Annotated in this window: 23 protein-coding genes; all 23 read left to right on the top strand. The window is 38.5% G+C overall.

Features of this window, described 5'->3' with window-relative positions; translation table 11 throughout:
- Positions 1-41 precede the first annotated feature (41 nt).
- The gene (locus tag PLE33_05870) at positions 42-269 is read left to right on the top strand and encodes a hypothetical protein (protein ID HPS60772.1); all 228 of its coding nucleotides are present in this window, start codon (positions 42-44) and stop codon (positions 267-269) included.
- 11 nt (positions 270-280) lie between these two features.
- Positions 281-799, top strand: coding sequence for a hypothetical protein (locus PLE33_05865; GenBank protein HPS60771.1), 519 nt, complete (start codon positions 281-283; stop codon positions 797-799).
- Positions 720-2,285: a hypothetical protein gene (locus tag PLE33_05860; protein HPS60770.1), complete on the top strand. Its 1,566-nt coding sequence runs from the start codon at positions 720-722 to the stop codon at positions 2,283-2,285. The genes PLE33_05865 and PLE33_05860 overlap by 80 nt, the downstream gene beginning before the upstream one ends.
- A gap of 63 nt (positions 2,286-2,348) precedes the next feature.
- Positions 2,349-4,694: a phage minor head protein gene (locus PLE33_05855; GenBank protein HPS60769.1), complete on the top strand. Its 2,346-nt coding sequence runs from the start codon at positions 2,349-2,351 to the stop codon at positions 4,692-4,694.
- Between the two features lie 142 nt (positions 4,695-4,836).
- The gene (locus tag PLE33_05850) at positions 4,837-5,181 is read left to right on the top strand and encodes a hypothetical protein (GenBank protein HPS60768.1); all 345 of its coding nucleotides are present in this window, start codon (positions 4,837-4,839) and stop codon (positions 5,179-5,181) included.
- Between the two features lie 66 nt (positions 5,182-5,247).
- A complete protein-coding gene (locus PLE33_05845) occupies positions 5,248-6,507 on the top strand; it encodes a hypothetical protein (GenBank protein ID HPS60767.1) in 1,260 nt (419 codons plus the stop codon).
- 63 nt (positions 6,508-6,570) lie between these two features.
- Positions 6,571-6,963 carry a hypothetical protein gene (locus PLE33_05840; protein HPS60766.1) on the top strand — a complete coding sequence of 131 codons (393 nt, stop codon included), beginning with the start codon at positions 6,571-6,573 and terminating at the stop codon, positions 6,961-6,963.
- Positions 6,964-6,995: 32 nt separating this feature from the next.
- Complete coding sequence (locus tag PLE33_05835; protein HPS60765.1) at positions 6,996-8,114, top strand: hypothetical protein; 1,119 nt, start codon at positions 6,996-6,998, stop codon at positions 8,112-8,114.
- Positions 8,115-8,244: 130 nt separating this feature from the next.
- Positions 8,245-8,727 (top strand): hypothetical protein, encoded by a 483-nt coding sequence (locus tag PLE33_05830; protein ID HPS60764.1) that lies wholly within the window; start codon positions 8,245-8,247, stop codon positions 8,725-8,727.
- Between the two features lie 15 nt (positions 8,728-8,742).
- Entirely contained in the window at positions 8,743-9,192 is a 450-nt protein-coding gene (locus PLE33_05825) for a hypothetical protein (protein ID HPS60763.1), read from the top strand.
- On the top strand, positions 9,192-9,533 hold the full coding sequence (locus PLE33_05820; protein HPS60762.1) for a hypothetical protein: 342 nt from the start codon (positions 9,192-9,194) through the stop codon (positions 9,531-9,533). Before PLE33_05825 ends, PLE33_05820 begins: the two co-directional genes overlap by 1 nt.
- Positions 9,533-10,015: a hypothetical protein gene (locus PLE33_05815; protein ID HPS60761.1), complete on the top strand. Its 483-nt coding sequence runs from the start codon at positions 9,533-9,535 to the stop codon at positions 10,013-10,015. Before PLE33_05820 ends, PLE33_05815 begins: the two co-directional genes overlap by 1 nt.
- 11 nt (positions 10,016-10,026) lie before the next feature.
- A complete protein-coding gene (locus PLE33_05810) occupies positions 10,027-10,458 on the top strand; it encodes a hypothetical protein (GenBank protein ID HPS60760.1) in 432 nt (143 codons plus the stop codon).
- 31 nt (positions 10,459-10,489) lie between these two features.
- Positions 10,490-10,681: a hypothetical protein gene (locus PLE33_05805; GenBank protein HPS60759.1), complete on the top strand. Its 192-nt coding sequence runs from the start codon at positions 10,490-10,492 to the stop codon at positions 10,679-10,681.
- A gap of 4 nt (positions 10,682-10,685) precedes the next feature.
- Positions 10,686-11,258: a hypothetical protein gene (locus PLE33_05800; protein HPS60758.1), complete on the top strand. Its 573-nt coding sequence runs from the start codon at positions 10,686-10,688 to the stop codon at positions 11,256-11,258.
- A 67-nt stretch (positions 11,259-11,325) separates the two neighbouring features.
- Complete coding sequence (locus tag PLE33_05795) at positions 11,326-11,745, top strand: hypothetical protein (GenBank protein HPS60757.1); 420 nt, start codon at positions 11,326-11,328, stop codon at positions 11,743-11,745.
- Between the two features lie 14 nt (positions 11,746-11,759).
- On the top strand, positions 11,760-12,113 hold the full coding sequence (locus PLE33_05790) for a hypothetical protein (protein ID HPS60756.1): 354 nt from the start codon (positions 11,760-11,762) through the stop codon (positions 12,111-12,113).
- Entirely contained in the window at positions 12,082-13,833 is a 1,752-nt protein-coding gene (locus tag PLE33_05785; GenBank protein HPS60755.1) for a hypothetical protein, read from the top strand. The genes PLE33_05790 and PLE33_05785 overlap by 32 nt, the downstream gene beginning before the upstream one ends.
- On the top strand, positions 13,826-15,799 hold the full coding sequence (locus tag PLE33_05780) for a hypothetical protein (GenBank protein HPS60754.1): 1,974 nt from the start codon (positions 13,826-13,828) through the stop codon (positions 15,797-15,799). Before PLE33_05785 ends, PLE33_05780 begins: the two co-directional genes overlap by 8 nt.
- 5 nt (positions 15,800-15,804) lie before the next feature.
- Positions 15,805-17,019, top strand: a complete 1,215-nt coding sequence (locus PLE33_05775; protein HPS60753.1) for a hypothetical protein — start codon at positions 15,805-15,807, stop codon at positions 17,017-17,019.
- Positions 17,019-18,566 (top strand): hypothetical protein, encoded by a 1,548-nt coding sequence (locus PLE33_05770; GenBank protein ID HPS60752.1) that lies wholly within the window; start codon positions 17,019-17,021, stop codon positions 18,564-18,566. Before PLE33_05775 ends, PLE33_05770 begins: the two co-directional genes overlap by 1 nt.
- 67 nt (positions 18,567-18,633) lie before the next feature.
- Positions 18,634-18,903, top strand: a complete 270-nt coding sequence (locus PLE33_05765; GenBank protein HPS60751.1) for a hypothetical protein — start codon at positions 18,634-18,636, stop codon at positions 18,901-18,903.
- Positions 18,904-18,917: 14 nt separating this feature from the next.
- A partial coding sequence (locus PLE33_05760) for a GH25 family lysozyme (protein ID HPS60750.1) occupies positions 18,918-19,680 on the top strand: 763 nt, incomplete at its 3' end.

The raw sequence follows: 19,680 nt of genomic DNA, 5'->3' as shown, positions 1-19,680 counted from the left end.
ACGAGCAATTTTAATAAATTAAAAACACGCAAAGGAGCGTTATGACAAACAATCAGGAAAAACTACTGCAAGATTTAATAGCAGTAAGAAAAGGCATTATTACTAAATGCGATGAAGTAGCAGAAAAAGAAAAGTCATTAGCTGAATCTCAAAAAGATTTAATGGAATTAGCAGGAAGACAGCAAGAGATTGTAGAACAGTTAACAGGCATTACTCCCAAAAAGCAAAGTAAGATATTTGCGCCGGCTCCAAAAAAACTAATCGTGTAAAGTGATCAAAAATGGAAAAGAAAGTTAAAAAATTTACGCCGAGAATCACGAAACAGGAAGTAATTGACCGTGTTTCTATTGTTATTACGATGAAAAGACAGGGCTATACTTTCTCTCAAATGTTCCAATTTGTTACCAACCCAGCAACAAAAAAGAAGGACGGCTCAACAAATGGATTAGGTTGGAATATAACGGAAGGTATGCTTAGAAAATACATCGTCAAAGCCAATGCGTATTTTCAGAAGACGGCGGATATTGACCGGCTCGCTGAATTGGGCTTAATGATTGAACGCAATGATGAATCATACCGACTTGCCTATACTTCCGGCGACACTAGATCACTAGCTAATTTACTCCGAGAAAGAGCTGAATTGTTAGGATTAAAGAAAATCCTTGTTGAGCATTCAGGAGAAATTGACATTACTAAAAAATCACTTGGGGAATTATTAGATGAATTTAGAGGAATTTCTAAACCAAAAGGAAACGAAGCAAATACTAGCAAAAAGCCAGAACCCGACAAAAGCGCTTGATGAACTAATTTTTGAGCGTGATTTTACTTATGAAGAAAAAAAGGAATGGCTAAGGCGCTTTATTCATCGTGAATTTGGTATTTGGATTCCGAATAGATCAGTATGTGAAAATCATTGTTCACCGATGGACTTTATTGCTGATGTCTTCTTTCAGAAGGTTCAGTCAGCGCTTGCAGTTGCTAATCGTGACGGAGGCAAGACATTTGATTTTGCTATTCTCCACGCTTTACATAGCCGGTTTTATTCAGGTTGTGAAACCGCTTCAATCGGTGCAGTCGAAGAACAAGCTAAAAAGTGCTATTCATATTTTAAGCAGTTTATAAAAGCGCCAGCATTTGCGGAAATATATCGTGATCCTCTTATTATGGAAACAGCGCTTAAGAATGGTTCAAAAGTAAAGATTGCGCCAGGCACTATAAACGCATTGAATTCACCTCACCCGCACAAATCCTTTTTCGATGAAGTTGAACTTACGAAATGGGATATTTTGCAGGAATTTTTTTCAATGTCAAAATCAGAAAAGAATATCGGTATCAAAGCGACTGATGTTCTAGGCAGCACAAGAAAATACGCTTACGGCGTGATTCAACAGCTTTTAGATGAGATACAAAGCGGAAATATGCCAGGGTTTAGGATTTATATGTGGTGCATTTGGGAAGTAACAGAACCTTTTGAATTGAAAGAAGAATGGAAAGAAATAATCAAACCGACAAAAGACGGACACATTAGTTTTTATGATATTGCTAAGAAATACGCCGGAAGAACAAATGGATTTTACCCGATTGAAGACCTTGTAAAAAAATTTAGTTCAATGAGTTATGATACTTTTCAAACTCAATGGGCTTGTGAAAAACCGAGCAAAGAAGGTCTTGTTTATGGAAACGAATTTGATGAAGCAGATATTTTGCCCGAAGTTTATAAACCTAAAGCCGGACTTCCTATCTATTTTGCACAGGACTTTGGAGATAATGACCCGATGGCTTCATTGTTTGGACAATTACAAGATGACGGAAAAACTATCGTATTATTCAATGAATTGTATGTTAATAAAATAAGCGCAAGCCGTTTTGCGAAAACTTATTTAATACCGAGGAAAGTAAAATGGGGCAAGAATTTAATTTGCGGACTTCACGACCCCGCCGGAAAAGGTTATGCCCGAGAAATGAAAGAAGCCAAAGATGAAGAAGGCAGAAAGATCGGCGCTTTAATTCCTATGCCGACAGGCATTGAAGAAGGTGTTCAACTTGTTAAATCATTGCACGAAGCTCATAGAATAAAGATCAGCCCCGATCTACACAATTACTTGCGGGAAAAGAGAAGCTATCACTACTTGCCAGGCACAGACAAGCCAGCCGATGAAGACAATCACCTTATGGACGATGAAAGATATTTAATGAAATATTTATTTGGCGAAAAAGAAGAAGACAAGAAGCGTAAGCATTGGGGTATACCTACCGGTATCGCCTCTAAAAATCGGGTTGAATAGTGTATACTAATATTATAAAAAGATTTTGTTCATATTCTCACAATAATAATAAAGGACTAAACAATGGCAAAAAAGAAATTAACTGATAGAATACTAAACTTTTTCGGTCTTGGAAAAAGAGCAGTTGGTGGCACTAGCAGTCAAGCCAGCTTGTTCGGAAAAGGAAAGCAGACCGTCCAGTTTAACGAAAATTGGTTAAGTAACCTTTCATTTATTCCCCGCAGAGCTTACCGAAATGTTGATATTGAAGATGTTCTAGAATCAAAGCATCTTAATTCAGCTCAAATTCTCGAACTCTTATCTGATATTGACCCCGATGTTTCTATGGCGCTTTGGAATACGCTCCGCCTTTCTAATAAGGGTTGGAATATCAAAGTTTACAAGCAAACAAGCGATAACATCATTGACACTAGAGGGCAGAAACTTGTTGATAATTTCGTTCTTGAAATAAACAAGGGAGCCGGCGGATTGAATAATCTCATCAATCAAATGCATCGTTCAGCATTTTTGCAAGGTGCTATTTGCGGTGAAGCAGTAATGGACGGCAATTTAAAAAAAGTAATTGATTTTGCTCCTACAAACCCTCATACAATTCATTTTAAAGTTGATCCAGATGACGGCACTCTTAAAACATATCAATACCAATTAAAGCCAAAAGAGGGCGCAATTGTTTTAGATAACAATTATGTAGAATTAAACACAGAAAGATTTTGGTATATTCCGCTTGACCCAGCAATTGGCGATCCTTACGGCAGAGGTCCGGCAACGGCTGCTATTGCTGATGTATTTTTCAATTTGAAAGTGATGTTTGATCTAAGGAAAGTTATTCATAGTCAGGGTTGGCCTCGACTAGATGTAACCGTAATGTCTGATACTTTGAGAGCCAATGCGCCCGAGAGTATCAAAATGGACGAGGATAAATTAAACGATTTTATCAACAAACAACTCAAGGAGATCGAATCAACCTATAACAGCGTAAAGCCAGACGATACCTATATTCACCTAGATGCTATTCAAGTCGGAAGCGCTAATCCTGCAAGCCAAGGCGGACGACTATTTGACCCGACAGCATTGTTGCGTTGCATTGAGCGCCGAGTTATCAGAGCGCTAAAACAATTGCCGGTATTTATGGGAAGCAACGAAGGCACAACCGAAACACACGGCACAGTCCAGTTTGAAATATATGCGGAAGGCATAAATTCAATTCAGCAAATGAGTGAAAACTTAATGGAAAGATTTTTGGAATTTTATTTGAGAATGGAAGGCGTTCAATCAAGAGTAGAATTTGAATTTGAAAAAGTCCAAACAACCGATAGAAAAGTTGAAGCCGATGCGGAAGCTATTGAAATTCAAAATGCTGTTGCTAAGCGTGATGAGGGTTGGATATCACAGGACGAAGCATCTATTGAAATAACCGGTAGTGAAGCAATCGAAGAACCTACGCCAAAAGTTACTCCGGCGGATATTCCAGTTGGGGGTAATCCGGCGCCAACGGGTGGTGATAACACGGAAACAATTCCGCCCACAGGAAACAAACTGACAAACTCTAAAAAAAAAGATAGAAAGCTCACGATAACGGAGCAGAAAAGAAAATATAAGCAACTCCGTGATAATTTCCTGAATGTTTTGGGCGATACTTTTTCAGAAATAGAAGCAATCATTCCTTCCGAAAAAATAGCGAATGAAGTTTATAAACTACACCCGAAAAGCCCTGAAAACACCATTCCAACGGATAGCAACAAGCTAGATGTTAATTCGCCGGTTTATAAAGATACTCTCAATATTGTAAAGAAGTATTTTGAAGGCAACAAAGTCAAAAAGATAATGAACAATTTGAGCGAAGAAGGCGCAGGCATATTGACCGAAGCGTATGAGAACTATGCTCAAAGAACTTTGATAAATCTAGGCAGAAAAAACGCTACTTACAAAGGCGCTGAATTCAAACTCGACAATTTAGGAATTCAGAAGCTTATTGATGAAAGAGCGAGCTTTTTCCCTACCAGTTCATTTGAAACAGCCCAAAATGACATCGCTAAAGTTGTTACACGGGGATATCAAGAAAACAAAGGCGCTAGTGAAATCGCTACTGATTTGAGAGATAAGTTTGAAAGTATGCGCACGAGCCGGTCAAACCTGATCGCTAATCAAGAATTGAATTGGGCTACTTCTCAAGGTTCTCTGACAACGATGCAGAAAAACGGCGTAAGTAAAAAGGAATGGCAGACAGTTGGAGATGATAGAGTTCGTCCAGAACATCAAGCAAACGAAGATCAAGGAGCGATAGGGGTTTATGAAACATTTCAAAGCGGTGATGATGCGCCTCCGGCTGACTTTAATTGCCGTTGTCAAATCGCCGAAGTGATTGATGAAGATTGGGATCCGCCTGCTGAACTTTGGCAGGGGCAATAATGGCAGAAGAAAAGAAAAAATGTAAACGATGCGCAGAACGAAGAAAACAGAACTTTGTTTATTGCGATGAGTGCGGTGAGAAGCTAAATAAAAGTCATAATCTTCAATTCATTCCCTGCAAAGGAATGTATTCATACAAAAAATGATAAATAAAATTTTTAGATGCGGTTGCGATCATTACCCCGTTCTTGCGGAAATCAGGAACGGCTATATTCTTATTAAAAAGCGCCGATATTTAATTTTTTCAGACAGTCCGCTATTATTGAAGTGCGGAGATTGTAATAATTGGTATGAATTAAAAAACAATGGAAGCGACTTTATTATGACCAAAAAAAGCAGTGAAGAAGTAACGGCTAAAATAGGTCCCGTTTGTGCAAAGTGCGGAACTCCAATTGATGACGGGGCTTGTCCTAATTGCCACCGGTTAAGCCCTAAAATGCGGTTGAAAAATACTCAAATGCTTCGGGATTACGAGATCAGAATGTAAGATTTGCCAACATTTATTAAATATGTGCTAAAATAAAAGGAGCATATGAAAAACTTTCAAAAAACAATGAATAAATTGATGGGTAATGTTCAATGTAATATCACGAACATTGCTTTTCAAGGCGACAACGGAACTATTGAATCAGACATCAAGGCAATCAATGCGCAACAGCCCGAAGGCGCAATAAAGTTGACCGCCGAAGATGTATTTATTTTTGAAGCAGAACTTTCAAACAGCAACATTGACTATTACTATACGAGAATGACCATCGAGAGCTTGCAGAATTACGCTGATAAGATCAATCGTCAAGGCATTCCTCTTATGGTTCATCACATTGAAGAATTATTTCCAATGGGGAGAATATTCAAAGGTGATGTTATCAGGGACGATTCAGGCGTTAATCGCTTGAAGATCAGATCATATATTGTCAGAGGCGACAGCAATGAAATCATTTCCGGCGATGTAGTTATCCGAAAAATTGAAACCGGCGTGCAAAAGGATATGTCAATAGGATTTATTGCCGGCGGTTACACTTGCTCAATATGCGGTGGCGCTATGGTGCCAGGTTGGTTCAGCCGAGCGGTAGGCGTTGAATGTGAACACGTCATCGGAGCAACTTATGACGGACAAACTGCATATGCTTGGGTTGAAGACGGAGATGTTATTGAAGGCACATTGTGCTATACTGGAGCTACACCAGAAGCGATCATTGACAAAGCATTAAACCTATTCAAATCAGGAAAATTATCATCGGCACAAGTGAATTCGCTAAATAAAAATTTGCGTGCTAATATAAAGATAGAACAAAATAATAAAGGAGAAGAAAAAGAGATGAAAGCAAAAGAAATCCTCAAAAACTTCTTAGCCGTTGAAGGCATATCCGATACTGTAAAGAACTCTATCGGCGAGGAAGTCGAAAAATTACAAGATGAAGACGGCGCTGAAAAAGCACTTGAAGTTTTGGGTAACGCTGTAAAAACTCTTGAAGCTGAAAACATCGCTAAGGAAGAAAGAGCAAAAATTGGCGATCAATACAAAGCTGATCTTATCGAAAGCACTCTTGCAGAAGGTGTCCGAGCTATGGGAAAAGGTTTTGATAAAGAAACTATGCAAAACTTTTTCGAAAGTGCTACAATAGATGTGATAAAAGCTCACAAAGCACAATACAATACCATTGTTGAAAAATTATTCGGAAAAAAGAATAATGAAGTAGACAAGGACACAACCGATACCGATCCCGACAAAGCCAATGAAGGCGCAGAAGGTGATGAAGGCAAGGAAGACAAAGAAGGCGAAAAAATTGTTCCAGCCGAAGAATATAAATAGTATTGTAAAATAAAAAGTGTTACAATAAATTTAACAAATCTAATAATCTAAGGAGAAACTAAAATGAGCGATCCAAGAGCAGAAGTATCATTTGAAGAAATTGGTCTCCATTTAACAAGCTTCAAATCTACTGGTTTAACAGCAAATGACGCCCCAACCGGCGGAGATAGCAACACCGGCGCAGCCGTTACAATGGTTGACAATGCAACTGTTGGAAAAGGTGATGCAGGTGATAAGTTAGTTGGTCAAGTTAAAAAGTATGAAAGCGACGGGATTGTTTCCGTAGCTGATGCTGGTTACTTGACAATCGAGTATAGCGGTTCAGCTCCTACGCTTGGCGAATCAGTTGAATGCGATGGTGACGGAAAAGTTCAAATCGCAACAAGCAACAACGTCAGCACAAACATTGTAGTTTCGGTCGACACTACAAATAAATTGGTTACTTTCAAATTATAATCAACTAATATAAAAAATAGGATTAAACTACAATGAACGAAAAGAATAAAAGAGTTTATACCAGAAAAGAACTTGAAGAGAGAACAAAAAAAGTCGAATTAGGGCTTGATCTCTACAAGGATGCTTTCAAGGAAGGTCGTTCCCTATCAGCTCATTTGGAAACGATTGATCCTTCGGACGAAGCCGATTCACTTGATGCTTTTGAGAGACAACTTGCTGTTCGTGGCATCAGGACAAAATCAATTCCTGAAAAAGGGATCTTTGCAGATAAGATTGAAAACTTTTATGCATCAGATCAACCTCAATCACAGTTCCTATTTCCAGAGTTTTTGAACAGGGAAATGAGAGCTGCAAGAGTTGAGCAGGATATCACCGGAGAATTGATCGCAGCCCGAACTCCTATTGATGCTACTGTTTACAAATCAATTTATCTTGATATGTCCGATGTAACCAAGTTTAGAATGAAGAGAGTTGCAGAAGGTTCAGAAGTTCCAACCGCAATCTTGAAAACTAGCGAAAACGCTATCAATCTAAACAAGTTCGGTATCAGAATTAAGGCAACCTACGAGGCATTGCGCCGAGTAAGAATTGATCTGCTTCGTGTTCACTTGGCTATGATTGGTCTTCAAACTTCTCTAGACAAGGGTTCGGCAGCGGTTAGCGTTCTTATAAATGGTGACGGAAATGACAATGCAGCTACAGTTGACAAACTTTCTGATCTTGACAGCGCATCTAACGGCTCATTGACATACAAAGCTTGGATTAGCTTCTTGATGAACTTCTATCCATATCAGGGAACAACTGTCGTAGGTAACAAGGAAGCATTATTGCAGATAATGACAATGCAATTCCCAGGCATTGACCCGATGATGGCTCTAGCGCAGTATGTTGGTGGCGCTCCAATGCAGGTTCAGCTTGCACAAGGCGTTTTCACAACTGTTAGATTGGTCTTGTTAAACGGCGCTCCTGATGACACCTTAGCAGCTTGCGACAAGCGATTTGCTCTTGAAGAAGTAACCGAGATCGGTGCTAATATCACAGAAACAGATAAGATCATCAGTTCTCAATTCAATGAAATCGTTTTGACCGAAGTAAACGGCTACGCTAAGTTGTATAACGAAGCTACCAGAATACTTGATCTAGCAAACTAAAGAATCAATCTTTTCAAATAAATAAAAAAGCGGGTGGCTTCGGTTACTCGCTTTTTGTTTTGAAAAAGTATAATATTAAAATATAAAGTAGCAAGGACTATTAAAAAATTGTTAAAACAAGGAGTCAAAAATGGAGAAAGTAAAAATCAAGTTAGCTAACCCGAAAGAAATGTTTTGGGCTGAAAATCCAGAGCATAAAGAAGCAAACAATTCTCTTAATAAGAGAGGTTGCGTAAGATTGACAGGCGACAAGGAACTTGTTGTAGCACACAATTTTGAGATTAAAAAAGCGATTGAAAAAGGTCGCATTGTTATCGTTGGAGAAGTTGAAAAAGTGGAAGAGCCGAAAGAAAAAGAAGAAGTTATTGAACCAAAAACTGAAAAGCTATTGATCGAGATGAAAAGACCGGAACTTGAGCAAATCGCAATCGGTTTAAAATTAATTCCAAAAGATTACGGCAATAAGCCAAAGTTAATCGCCGCAATTGAGCAAGCTAGAACAGAAGCGCTCAAAACCGAAGAAGCAGAGATGAATAAGGTCGCAGAAGAAAATATGGCAGAGAACGCCGGTGATGAATTGCCTGCCGTTGACGAAATTCCAACTTTAGAATAAATAAAAAGGAGTATTATGAGTTTTACTCCCGCAATAATTGATACTAATCTTTACGAAGAGATCAGACAGCGCCTTGGAAATGTATCAGACGATATTATTACCGATGAAATAATCGAAAAATTATCGTATCTCCAAAAAGCGGAAGCCCTAATCAAAAAAAGAGTAACAAACTACGAAGCAATTAAAACGGCTGATAGCGATGATCTTTTGTTCTTGAAAGTCGCAACGATTGCCCTGACTTCATATTTGTTGCTTCCTTTGGTGCAAAAATTGGTCAAAAGCGAGAATATTATTGATTACAGTTACACCAATTTTGATATAAATGATTGGGCGAGCAAGAAAAAAGAACTATTATCAGAATACAATTCGAGTATCAGCTCAATAACAGGTTACGAAATCGAACCGCCTCCGATTATGTCGGCAAGCGGACCTACTCGACTTGCTGAACTCGAGGAAGAAGCATAATGCTAGACGGCTTAATGACAACATCATTGCAATTAGAAATACCGATAAGTTCTTTTGACGGACTTTCGAATTCTGTTAGTGAATGGCAATTGAAAGAAACATTGCGAGGCAGAATTAGGCAGTTGAGCGCAACAGAACAATATAAACCGCAAGGTCAGGAATCGGTTGTAAATTCACGCATTTATGTCATTGGAAAGCTATCAGATCACCCCTACATTGCCGCACAGAATCGTTTTACTGTCGGGACTGACCATTTCCTCATTAAGACAGTCAATCAAGCGTTTGCGGGCATTCAGGAACATCACATCGAGGTTGATTGCGTGAAAACACAGGGGCAATAATGGTAGGAATAGAAATAAAAGGATTCAAGGATATTGCGGAAAGCGCCCGAAGCGCTATTGAGATTTTGCGATATTGGAATGCGAAGGCAACGAAAGAAAATATTTCGATGCTTGCGAAAAGGGCGAGTAAAAAAGCAAGATATAAAACCGGCGCACTCCGCAGAGATGTTCTTGACCCTAACAATCAAATAATAAAAAGGGACGGCGACACGATTATCGGCACTTACGGCTCAAACCTTCCATATTCAGCGATTCAGGAATTGGGCGGAACAATAAAAGCCCACACAGTAAAAGTCAGGACAAGAAAAGTCCTCGCTGACGGCAAAGGAAATTTTTTCGGAAAAAGTGCAAACATTCCGGCTAGGTATCAACCGCCACATCCATATTTATTTCCGGCGCTTATTGAAGGCATTGACGAAGCGCTTGATAAATATCGTGACTATTATAAAAAAGCTAGTGACGAGGTAGAAAGCAAAAAATGATTCAAATAATAATGGCAATAATTGATCACTTGCGCAAAGATACGGCGCTTATGACAAAGTTGGGTTACACAGTTGAAGCGCCCAACGGAGTTTTTGAAAATCAATCATTCAATCTTAATGAAGTCAGTTATCCTCGTATAGGCATCGGGACAAGCGCCGAAAAGATTTATCACCCGCAACAAGTTCTAAAAATGGCGGGAAAAAGCAAAGCATCAACATATTTTGATGTAAATATCTTCTCAAATTCAAGCACATCGCTTGAAACCGGTGAAATAGAACAACTAATTCTCGAAAGATTAGAAGGCGTTAAAATCGAATATGACGGGTTGCTATTTTCAGGTCAAGCACAAAAAGAAGGCGTAACTCAACCGCCTGCGAGAGATAATGAAACCGGAATATGGCACACTATTATAAGATATAGTGTGGTTGCACGAATTAAATAAAACAATGCTATAATTTTATGGAGGTTCTTAAATGGCTAAAAGAAAAATCATCGAAGAAAATATACTCGTAAAGTATGTGGGACCGGCTCACATATATATTTGCGGTGATCCTTCACAGCCGACAACATTCAATAAAGAAAACGGCTATGTGGCAGAAATGTCCGAAAAGGTCTATAATAAAATCAAGAAAAGAGATTTAATAAAACTAACTAAGGAGAATTAAAAAAATGGATCCAGAAGCATTGCACATAGGACCTGCTGAAATATATGTAGGTGGCACTCTCCCAGCAAGCGGTGAAGCTGTTTCTGTTACCGCAGGCGTTCCTTCAACCGGCGGAACGAATGTCGGCTTTACAGAAGGAGATGCATTATTTAAAGTTGCACAAAATCTAGTTAAAGTAAGCGCACAGCAAGCACTAGGAAATGTCAAAGTCAAAAAGACATTCGAAGAACCTTCAATCGAGTTTGAAATGAAGGAAATTGATCTTGAAAAAATGATCAATGTAATGAATGGCGGTGTTTTGACCATTGACGAAGTTTCAACCCCAAATAAAACGACAATCACGGGCGGAGGCGATCCGGTAGTGGCTACCAAAGTTATCACTCTTGTTTCCGAACAAGATGACGGCGGATATTTGATTGCTTGCTTGTATGCTGGTTATGTTGATAATGATACAGAAATCCCATTCAACAAAGACAAGGAAAGCACGCTCAAAGTCAAACTATCTGGCTTAACGCTGATGTCTAGAGCAAAAGGCGATAGAACTCATCAACTTGTTCGCCAAATGCCGACTGAATAACAAAAAATAGGGGGGCGGGTTTCCCGCTCTCCTCTCTATATAAAAATTAAATCGTGAGGTAATCACTATGGAAAAAGAAGCAAAATTTTTAACAAAGCCGGTCAATTATATTATCGGCGAAATAAACTACGAACAAAGCCCTCTAGGACTAGGTAAAACTGGAGAGCTTTTGTCGTTAATAGCGGAATCAATCAACAAGCTCGATCTTGATAAAGAAAATGTTGATCTAAAAAAAGTAGATACAGAAAAATCGGAAGATATGCTCAAAATGCTATCAACGCTGTTGAAAAAAGCGCCCGAAATTGTTACTCAAATGGTCTGCATTTTACTCGGAGCAGAAACAGAAGAAGACAAAAAAAACATTGATAAAAATTGTAGTTTAAAAACTTTGCTTTCAATAGCAAAAACCTTCATTTCTCAAAATGATATTATGGGGGTAAAAAACGATTTTTTAGAACTAATCTCAATGGTAAAAGCAAGCAAGTAACTACCGGAGAGGCAGTGCGGGAAGCGATTAAATACTTTGATGATCTATCGGCTGAATTAGCGGATGTATTTATGAGTGAATACGGAATAGGATTGCAAGATTTTTTGCAAAATTATCCGATCAATCAAATAAAAATACTTTCAGAAAAAATTAAGCAAAGAAGGACTACTCATTTAAGAGAACTACTGTCAATAATTCACCCGAAAGACCCTGCTGAAATGGATAAGTTGTTGTCCAAAGGCACAAAGCGATATAATGTAAAAAGAGTAAGTGAATTAACTCAAGTAGAAAAAACACGATTCAATATTAGAGAAATAAGAATGCCAAAGGAAAAAAATGATATTAGGGGAAGCTCTAGTTCAATTTAAATCAGATGCCAGCGCTACCTTGAAAGCTATGAATCAGGTAGCCGATGTTGCTGACAAAGCGAATGGCTCTCTTAAAAGTGGTCTCGATAAAGTAAAACAAAGTTTAGAAAAAGCTGAAGCCGGTTCAAAAGCATTTGCCGAAGTATTAGTCGCAGCCGGTGCCGCCGTTGTCGCCTTCGGCGCAAAATCTGTTCAAGCATACAATGAATCAGTCCAAGCTCAAACAAAATTAGCTACTAACCTTCTTGCCGTAAAAGGCAACACAATGGACAATGTCACTGCTCTCGGAAAGTTGGCTTCTCAATTGCAGAGCGTTGGCGTTATTGAAGATGATGTCATCAAAGCCGGTATGTCTCAACTGGCGACTTTTTCGTTACAAGGAAAAACGATTGAAACATTGACACCAAAAATTACTGATATGGTTGCTCAACTCAAAGGACACAATGCAACCGCCGAAGATATGGTCGCAATAAATAATTTGGTTGGTAAAGTAATGACCGGAAATATCGGTGCATTGAGCAAATACGGCGTTACTCTTTCAGATGCACAGAAAGAACAACTTAAAAATTCAAATGAAACCGAAAGAGCAAATTTATTGGTCGAGGTATTATCGCAGAATTACGGCAAGGTAAATGAAGAATTGCGCAAAACCCCGCAAGGCGTAATGACCGGATTAAAAAATGACTTCGGCGATTTTATGGAAAATGTCGGTCAGGCAATAACAACATATTTGATGCCTCTTGCTTTGGCTTTCGATAATTGGATGAAGTCAATGGGTGGCGCTGACGGAATGATGAAATTGCTAAATGAAAAAATGCAATGGATTGCTGATAATGGTTATGTCATAGCCGGAATCATAATTGGAGGTCTCACACCGGCTCTCTACGGTATGGCTACGGGCGTTTGGGCGGTGATGGCTCCGCTTATACCTTTTTTGATTGCGGGCGCAGCGTTGGGGCTTCTGGTTCAGCAATTGATACAGCATTTCGGAGGTGTTACAGAAACAATAAATGTTTTAAGACCCGTTCTCGAAACAATGTATTCAATTTGGACAAATTTTATATTCCCCGCAATAAATTCCGTTTGGGTTGTAATAAGAGATCAGTTATTGCCGGCATTGCGTGATCTTTGGACAGAAGTAGGTCCTATCTTGTTACCAGTTCTTAAATTCTTAGGAGAAGCAATCGGTGTTATCCTAGTAGCCGCAATTATAGGATTGGCGCAATTCGTAAAAATGTTAGTTGTGGGATTTTCCAATTTAATTGAAGCAGCGACTTGGATAATTGATAAATTTAAAGCTGTCGGTAGTTGGATTTGGAATACAAGCGATGCTTTCAGGGCAATGCTCGGTCCCGTTGGGTTAGTCATCAGCGCCGTAAAAGATTTAATCGCTAACTTTGACAAGGTAAAAAGTGTAGGCACTTCTGTTCTCAAAAAACTAGGCATACCTGGCTTTGCAACTGGCGTGAGGAATTTTGCCGGCGGTTTAGCAATGGTTGGCGAAAACGGTCCCGAATTAGTTGCCTTGCCTCGTGGCTCTAATGTTTACAACACAGGCGACACGAGAAGCATTTTGAATAGTGGAGGCAATACTTCAATTAAAAAAATCAATATAAATATTGACACAATAAATAATACTGAAAGCAAAACACTCGAAAGAATAGGAATGGACATAAATAGAGGAATCGAGTTAGCAGATCAAGGAGTATTCAATGGCTAATTTAAAATATAATTCTTATGAATTCGATTCAGCCGAATGGAATTTCATCGAAAAAACTGGACACGATGAAAATACTGAAAAGAAAAATGACATTACGGAAGTCGCCGGCTCTGACGACAGCGTTGTTGTAAATAGCAATTTTACCCCGAAGAAAATAATTGTTACCGGAAAATTAGCATTTGATACTTACGAAGAATTACAGGATGCCATTGATGAGTTAAAACTAAATGCCCTTGCCGAAGGTGGAAAATTGATAGTTCCGATTGGCGATGCATTCCGAACATTTATTGTCTATCCTTCTTCTTGCACTATTACACGGGACGATGATTATTGCGGTGATTGTATTTATCAGATCAGTTACATTGCCTCAAACCCGCCTTTCGGTCTTGATTCAGATTCAACCGGCGCTTTGATTAAAACAAATGCGCATACTTCGGAAGGATTTGGAAATGATTTATTTTCTCAATCAATATTATTCGCTGGCACGGCAAAACCAAAGCCAAAGATCAGGATTGAAATTGCGACAGCCAATGCAATGACCGAAATCGAAATAATAAATGCCACAACCGGTCAAGAAATTAAAATTTCAGATGACACCATTGTTGACGGCGATGTATTTGTTGTTGATACTGAAAATTTACGAGTAAGCAAAAACGGAGATGATATTGATTTTTCCGGCGTTTTCCCCGACTTTGTAGTTGGATTAAACGATGTTCTAATCAACTTTTATTCACCTAGCGAAACAGTTTTACAATATTATCAGACCGAAAATGTAAATAAAAAATCATTTTATGGTCAAATAGAATTAGCGCAATCATTCACGACTGACGATTCTATCAGTAATGTTATTCCACGATTGGCGTTACTACTTCAAAAGATCGGCACACCTGGCGATATCAGTTTGAGGATTGAAACAGATAACTCAACCGCTCCAAGCGGAACGATCATTAATGATTCAGAAATAACGATTGATAAAGATAATGTTCACGATTTGGCTTCTTGGATTTATGAGATTTACGGATTTAACACAAAACCGGTGCTTGAACCTGAAACTAAATATTGGATTGTGGTCAATGCTCCTGATTCAGATGAAGACAATTATTACAATTGGTTTTGCTCAAATAAAAATCCGTATGCTGACGGCGAAGCAATGAGAAAATATAATGCTTGGGTTGCAGTTCCTAATTCTGATTTTTGCTTCAAAATGTATAAATCAATTCTTGACCAAAGCGTTTCAGACGAAAGTGCAGATGCTGAAACAGAGGCATTTACTTCGACAACAAATAGAGACGCAAGCACGACAGGATATTGGGGAACTGACGGCGTAGCTGATTTAGGATTTAGACCAAAGACGATTCCTTCTACTGGATTAGTCAACGAAATGACAGCCGTAGGAGCTGCTACTGACGGAACATTGTATAGATTAGTTCCAGCAAGCGGGACTTCTCAAGGTGGTGGCACTCTGTATATGCAGAAATCAATTGACGGCGGAATTATTTGGACAAACTTAGCTGGAACAGTTGATGCTTATACAACTTTAATAAGCACAATGAATCAGTATTATCAATCTAGGCATTTTATTGATACCAATAACGATATTCATATTGTTTATATAACCTATGTTTCCGGCGTTTTCTACGGAAGATATAAAAAACTAACTTATAATTCAGGCACAAAAACTTGGTCGGTAGGAAGTGAAACAGCAGGTAATTTTTATAGTTTAGTCGGAACCCCTGCCAATTCTCCAGGTCCTTCATTGGTGGCAGTTGATAGTTCGGGAAGAATATTCGTTGCCTTCAATTATAATGCTGGCGGAGGTTCTATTTATGACGTTTTAGCCAAATCAACTGACGGTGGCGCTTCTTGGTCTAATAATGGTTATGGTGGGGATACAGCTATAAACGGAATGTTTATCAGAGACGGAAAATTAGTAGTAATTTCAACTTATGATAGCGGGAAAGGATAAAATAAATGGCAAATATTAAAGAATACAACGGAACAAGTTGGTCAACCCCTGCTACTACTAGTTATATCGGTAAATTAGTAGAATCAGCATTGGGTTGTTATTATTTTTATTATTCTGGAGGTCATATCTATGCTGTTTCTTGGAATGGAACTGCTTTCGGTTCTCCAGTAGATTTGTTTAGTGGTGCAGGCGCTTCTTTTGATGTCATTTACGATTCAGGAAAATTCTATATTATTTTTAATGTTCAAACAGGTGAATTTACGGCAAAAACATATATGAGGACTTGGGACACTTCCACAGTTTCGGCAGCCGTCCAAATGTTTGAAGAATTTAGTTATCAATATGGCGTTACCGCATCAGCGATTAAAAACGCAGCCGGAGGTAATCTATATTTTGGGGTTTGGGATAGGTATCAATATACTTTTATAAGCAAGGTTATGAAAACATCCCATCTATGTCTTACTTCGGGAAATATCATTGCAAGTATAGATTCATTTGACGGTTTTGGGATAATTTCATTGACATTGAGTGCCACGCAGACAGTCCCTACAGGTTGTTCAATAACTTACTATGCCTCGATAGACGGGGGTTCAAATTGGCAAGCAATCACTCTTGATACGGAAAAAGTATTTACCACAATCGGAAGCGGATTGATGATTAAAGCCGTTCTAGCCGGAACTGCATATCTTGAACCTTATATTGATTCTTGGTCTATTTCTTGCAAATCAGCTCGTATTTTGGCTAATACAAATCATAGAGTGGCGCAAAGTTATATTTCCGGCGTTAATGATGATATGTTTGGAGTTCTGCTCGATCTACGAAAATTTGGCACACCTGGCAATATAACTCTCAAACTTTATTCAGATAGTGGTGATGCTCCCAATACTGAACTAAAATCAACTACTATAACAGCCGGAGATATTTCAACAGATCAATTTGCTTGGGCTTTGGCTGGTCTTTCAACTGCTCTAGCAGAAACTTTAGGCACAAAGTATTGGATTGTAATTTCGGCGGCAGGAGTTGATGCAAGCAATGGATATTACATCAGAAGCAAGCGAGGTGATATTTATCCCGCCGGAAAACTCAAAATTTCCACAAACGGCGGAGGCGCTTATACTGAATCAGTAGCAGAAGATATCTTATTTAAAACATATCTTTCTGCAATAAGCGGTTCACAGGATATTGATTTATTCTTTGATTATGTAAAAAGATTTATTTAATGGATAAAGATTATCTGCTAAAAATTTATGAACCTGGCGAAGAAGGTGCGTTTATAATCTCATACGGAACGAAAGATTTTGATTTTGATAAAATACCGAAGCAGATAAACAGCGGACTTGGTCAAATTACAGTTACAATTCCCCGAAGATTTGAAGATTTTGATGAAGGATATGTCGTAAAAGCTAATAATCGAGTTGAAATTTATGTTTCAGATGGTGACACCGGTTCAATCGGAAAAAGAATTTATAACGGGGTGATGTCAAAATATAAGATCAGTAAATCAGGCACAAAAGAAAAAGTTCAATTTATTGCTTTGGGAGGTAATTCAAAACTTGCAACTTCTGGTTTAAGATCAGATGCAACAACATTTTTATTGAGAACTTCAACTGCTGATGGACTAGGAACTCAAGACGAAGAACAGACAACCGAAGTAGCAGATGTTTTTAAAAAGGCGATTGATTATTACAGAGCCAATGCGACAAATCCTATCGTAAATTATACGGCAGATTCTATTGAAGACACAGGCAACACCCTAAAATATACTTTTGATATGAAGTATTTTATTGATGTTTTAAATCAATGCCAACAGGCAGCTCCGGCGGGAACTTATTTTTATATTGATGCTGATAATATTATTTATTTAAAACCGAAACCACTTACTGCAACGCATACATTCATTCATAAAAAACATATTTCTTCAATTGATACCGACAAGGGAATGGAACCGACAAGGAATGTTGTCGTATTCAAACATAAAGATAGCGCTGGAGCAGATCAAACAGACATTTATTCAGATGCTGATTCAATTTCAGGAGAAGATGGAGTTGATGACAGATATTTATTTCTTTCTGATGACAGAGTTTCAGATCAAGACACGGCTGACAATGTAGGACTTGGAAACTTGGGAAATTTAAAAAATTTAACTGTAAATACTGTTCTTGAAATATTGGATAATAACGGCAGAGGCGATGGAAAGGGATATGATATTGAAAGCATAGAACCAGGTCAAACTTGTCAAATTTTGAACTTTGACGAGAATACAAGTAAGACATTCAATGATAATATGGTAATTGTTTCAGTTGATCTTTACCGCACTAAAGCCGTTTTGCAATTGGGCGCTTTTCCAGTCAATGGAGCAAAGACGATCAGCGAAATAAAAAAACAAATTCAAAAGATAGAAACCGATAAAGTTACAACGGGGAAAGAAGATTGGCATTTAGTGGGAGCTGACGGAGAACCTGCTTTTCAAAATGGTTGGCAAAATTATGGTTCTGGTTGGGCTGTCGCTGCTTTTATGAAAGATGCTCTAGGATTTGTTCATTTGAAAGGTTTAATAAGAAGCGGAACTGTTGCAGACAATGATACTACCGGAGTTGCGTTCAGATTGCCGGCAGGTTATCGTCCAGCAGAAGACAATATTGTTGTTGGCGGTAGTGTAAACGGAGCTGCTCGTTGGAATATATATGCTTCCGGCGGTGTTAACCCTGCTTATGTAACAAATACTTTTGCTTCGATGTCTGGGATAACCTTCAAAGCAGAACAATAAATTGTAAAAAAAGTCCGACTGCTTTACAATAAAATTAAAATAAACATTAAGCAGGGGCAAAAATATTATGGCTGAAATAGACGAGCAGACGATAAAAGATATTTATACTTTTATGGGCGAGATTCGCACTAAAACCGGTAATATTGAAAGTTCTATCAAGGAAGGTAAAGACAGAGAAGCTAACTGTCAAAAAGGATTCAATAAGCGTATCATTTCAATTGAAGTTAAACAGCAAAGATTCGCTTGGTATGTTGGATTAGCTGCCGGTCTGGGAATGGCGATAATGTTCGTTTTTGATAAGGTTGTTGATTGGATTATCAACGCTAGAAAAATATAAATTGGAGGCAAATTATGCTAAAAGGTTGCGACATTTCAAAACATCAGGGAGATGTAAATTTCGATGCTTTAAAAGAAGCATTTGATTTTATTCTTATCCGATCTTCTTATGGAGTAGGTTATCGTGATGTCAAATTTGATAGAAACCGAGACGAAGCAAGGCGTGTCGGATTGTTGCGTGGCTTTTATCATTATGCCTATCCTCAATACAATGAACCGGAAGCAGAAGCAAATTATTTCTGCGATGTTGTAGGCACTCCCCAAGAAGGCGAATTGTTAATTCTCGATCTCGAAGAGAATAAAAACAGCAAAAAACCTTGGACTGGTGATTCCGGAGATTGGGCTTTCCGTTTTCTTGAAACTGTAAAAGCAAGAATGAACGGATACAAGCCATTGTTTTACAGTTATAAATCATATTTGACTGAATATAATTTTGCTAATGTTGTCGCTGGCGATTATGGACTTTGGTTAGCTCATTTCGACAACAAACAAAATCCTCAAGAAGAAAAAACGCCTTGGGCTTTTGTAGCGATAAAACAGTATTGGAATGATGGAAATGTTGCAGGAATCAATCCGCTTGACCTTGATGTTTTCAATGGAAATGGCGAAACCTTCTTGAAATATGGATATCACGCCCCACAAGCCCCACAGACGGAAGTTTCACAACCGGCTGAACAAATCCCCGTTTCAACCCCAGAAACACCAGCAACGCCCGAAATTACGCCCGTTATCGTGCCAGAAACGCCGGTAGAAACACCGGCATTGCCGGAAGAAAAAC

Source organism: Candidatus Cloacimonas sp., assembly GCA_035403355.1.
Lineage (GTDB): Bacteria > Cloacimonadota > Cloacimonadia > Cloacimonadales > Cloacimonadaceae > Cloacimonas.
The sequence above is the reverse complement of the archived record's forward strand: the minus strand, read 5'-3'. Positions and strand labels throughout refer to the sequence as shown.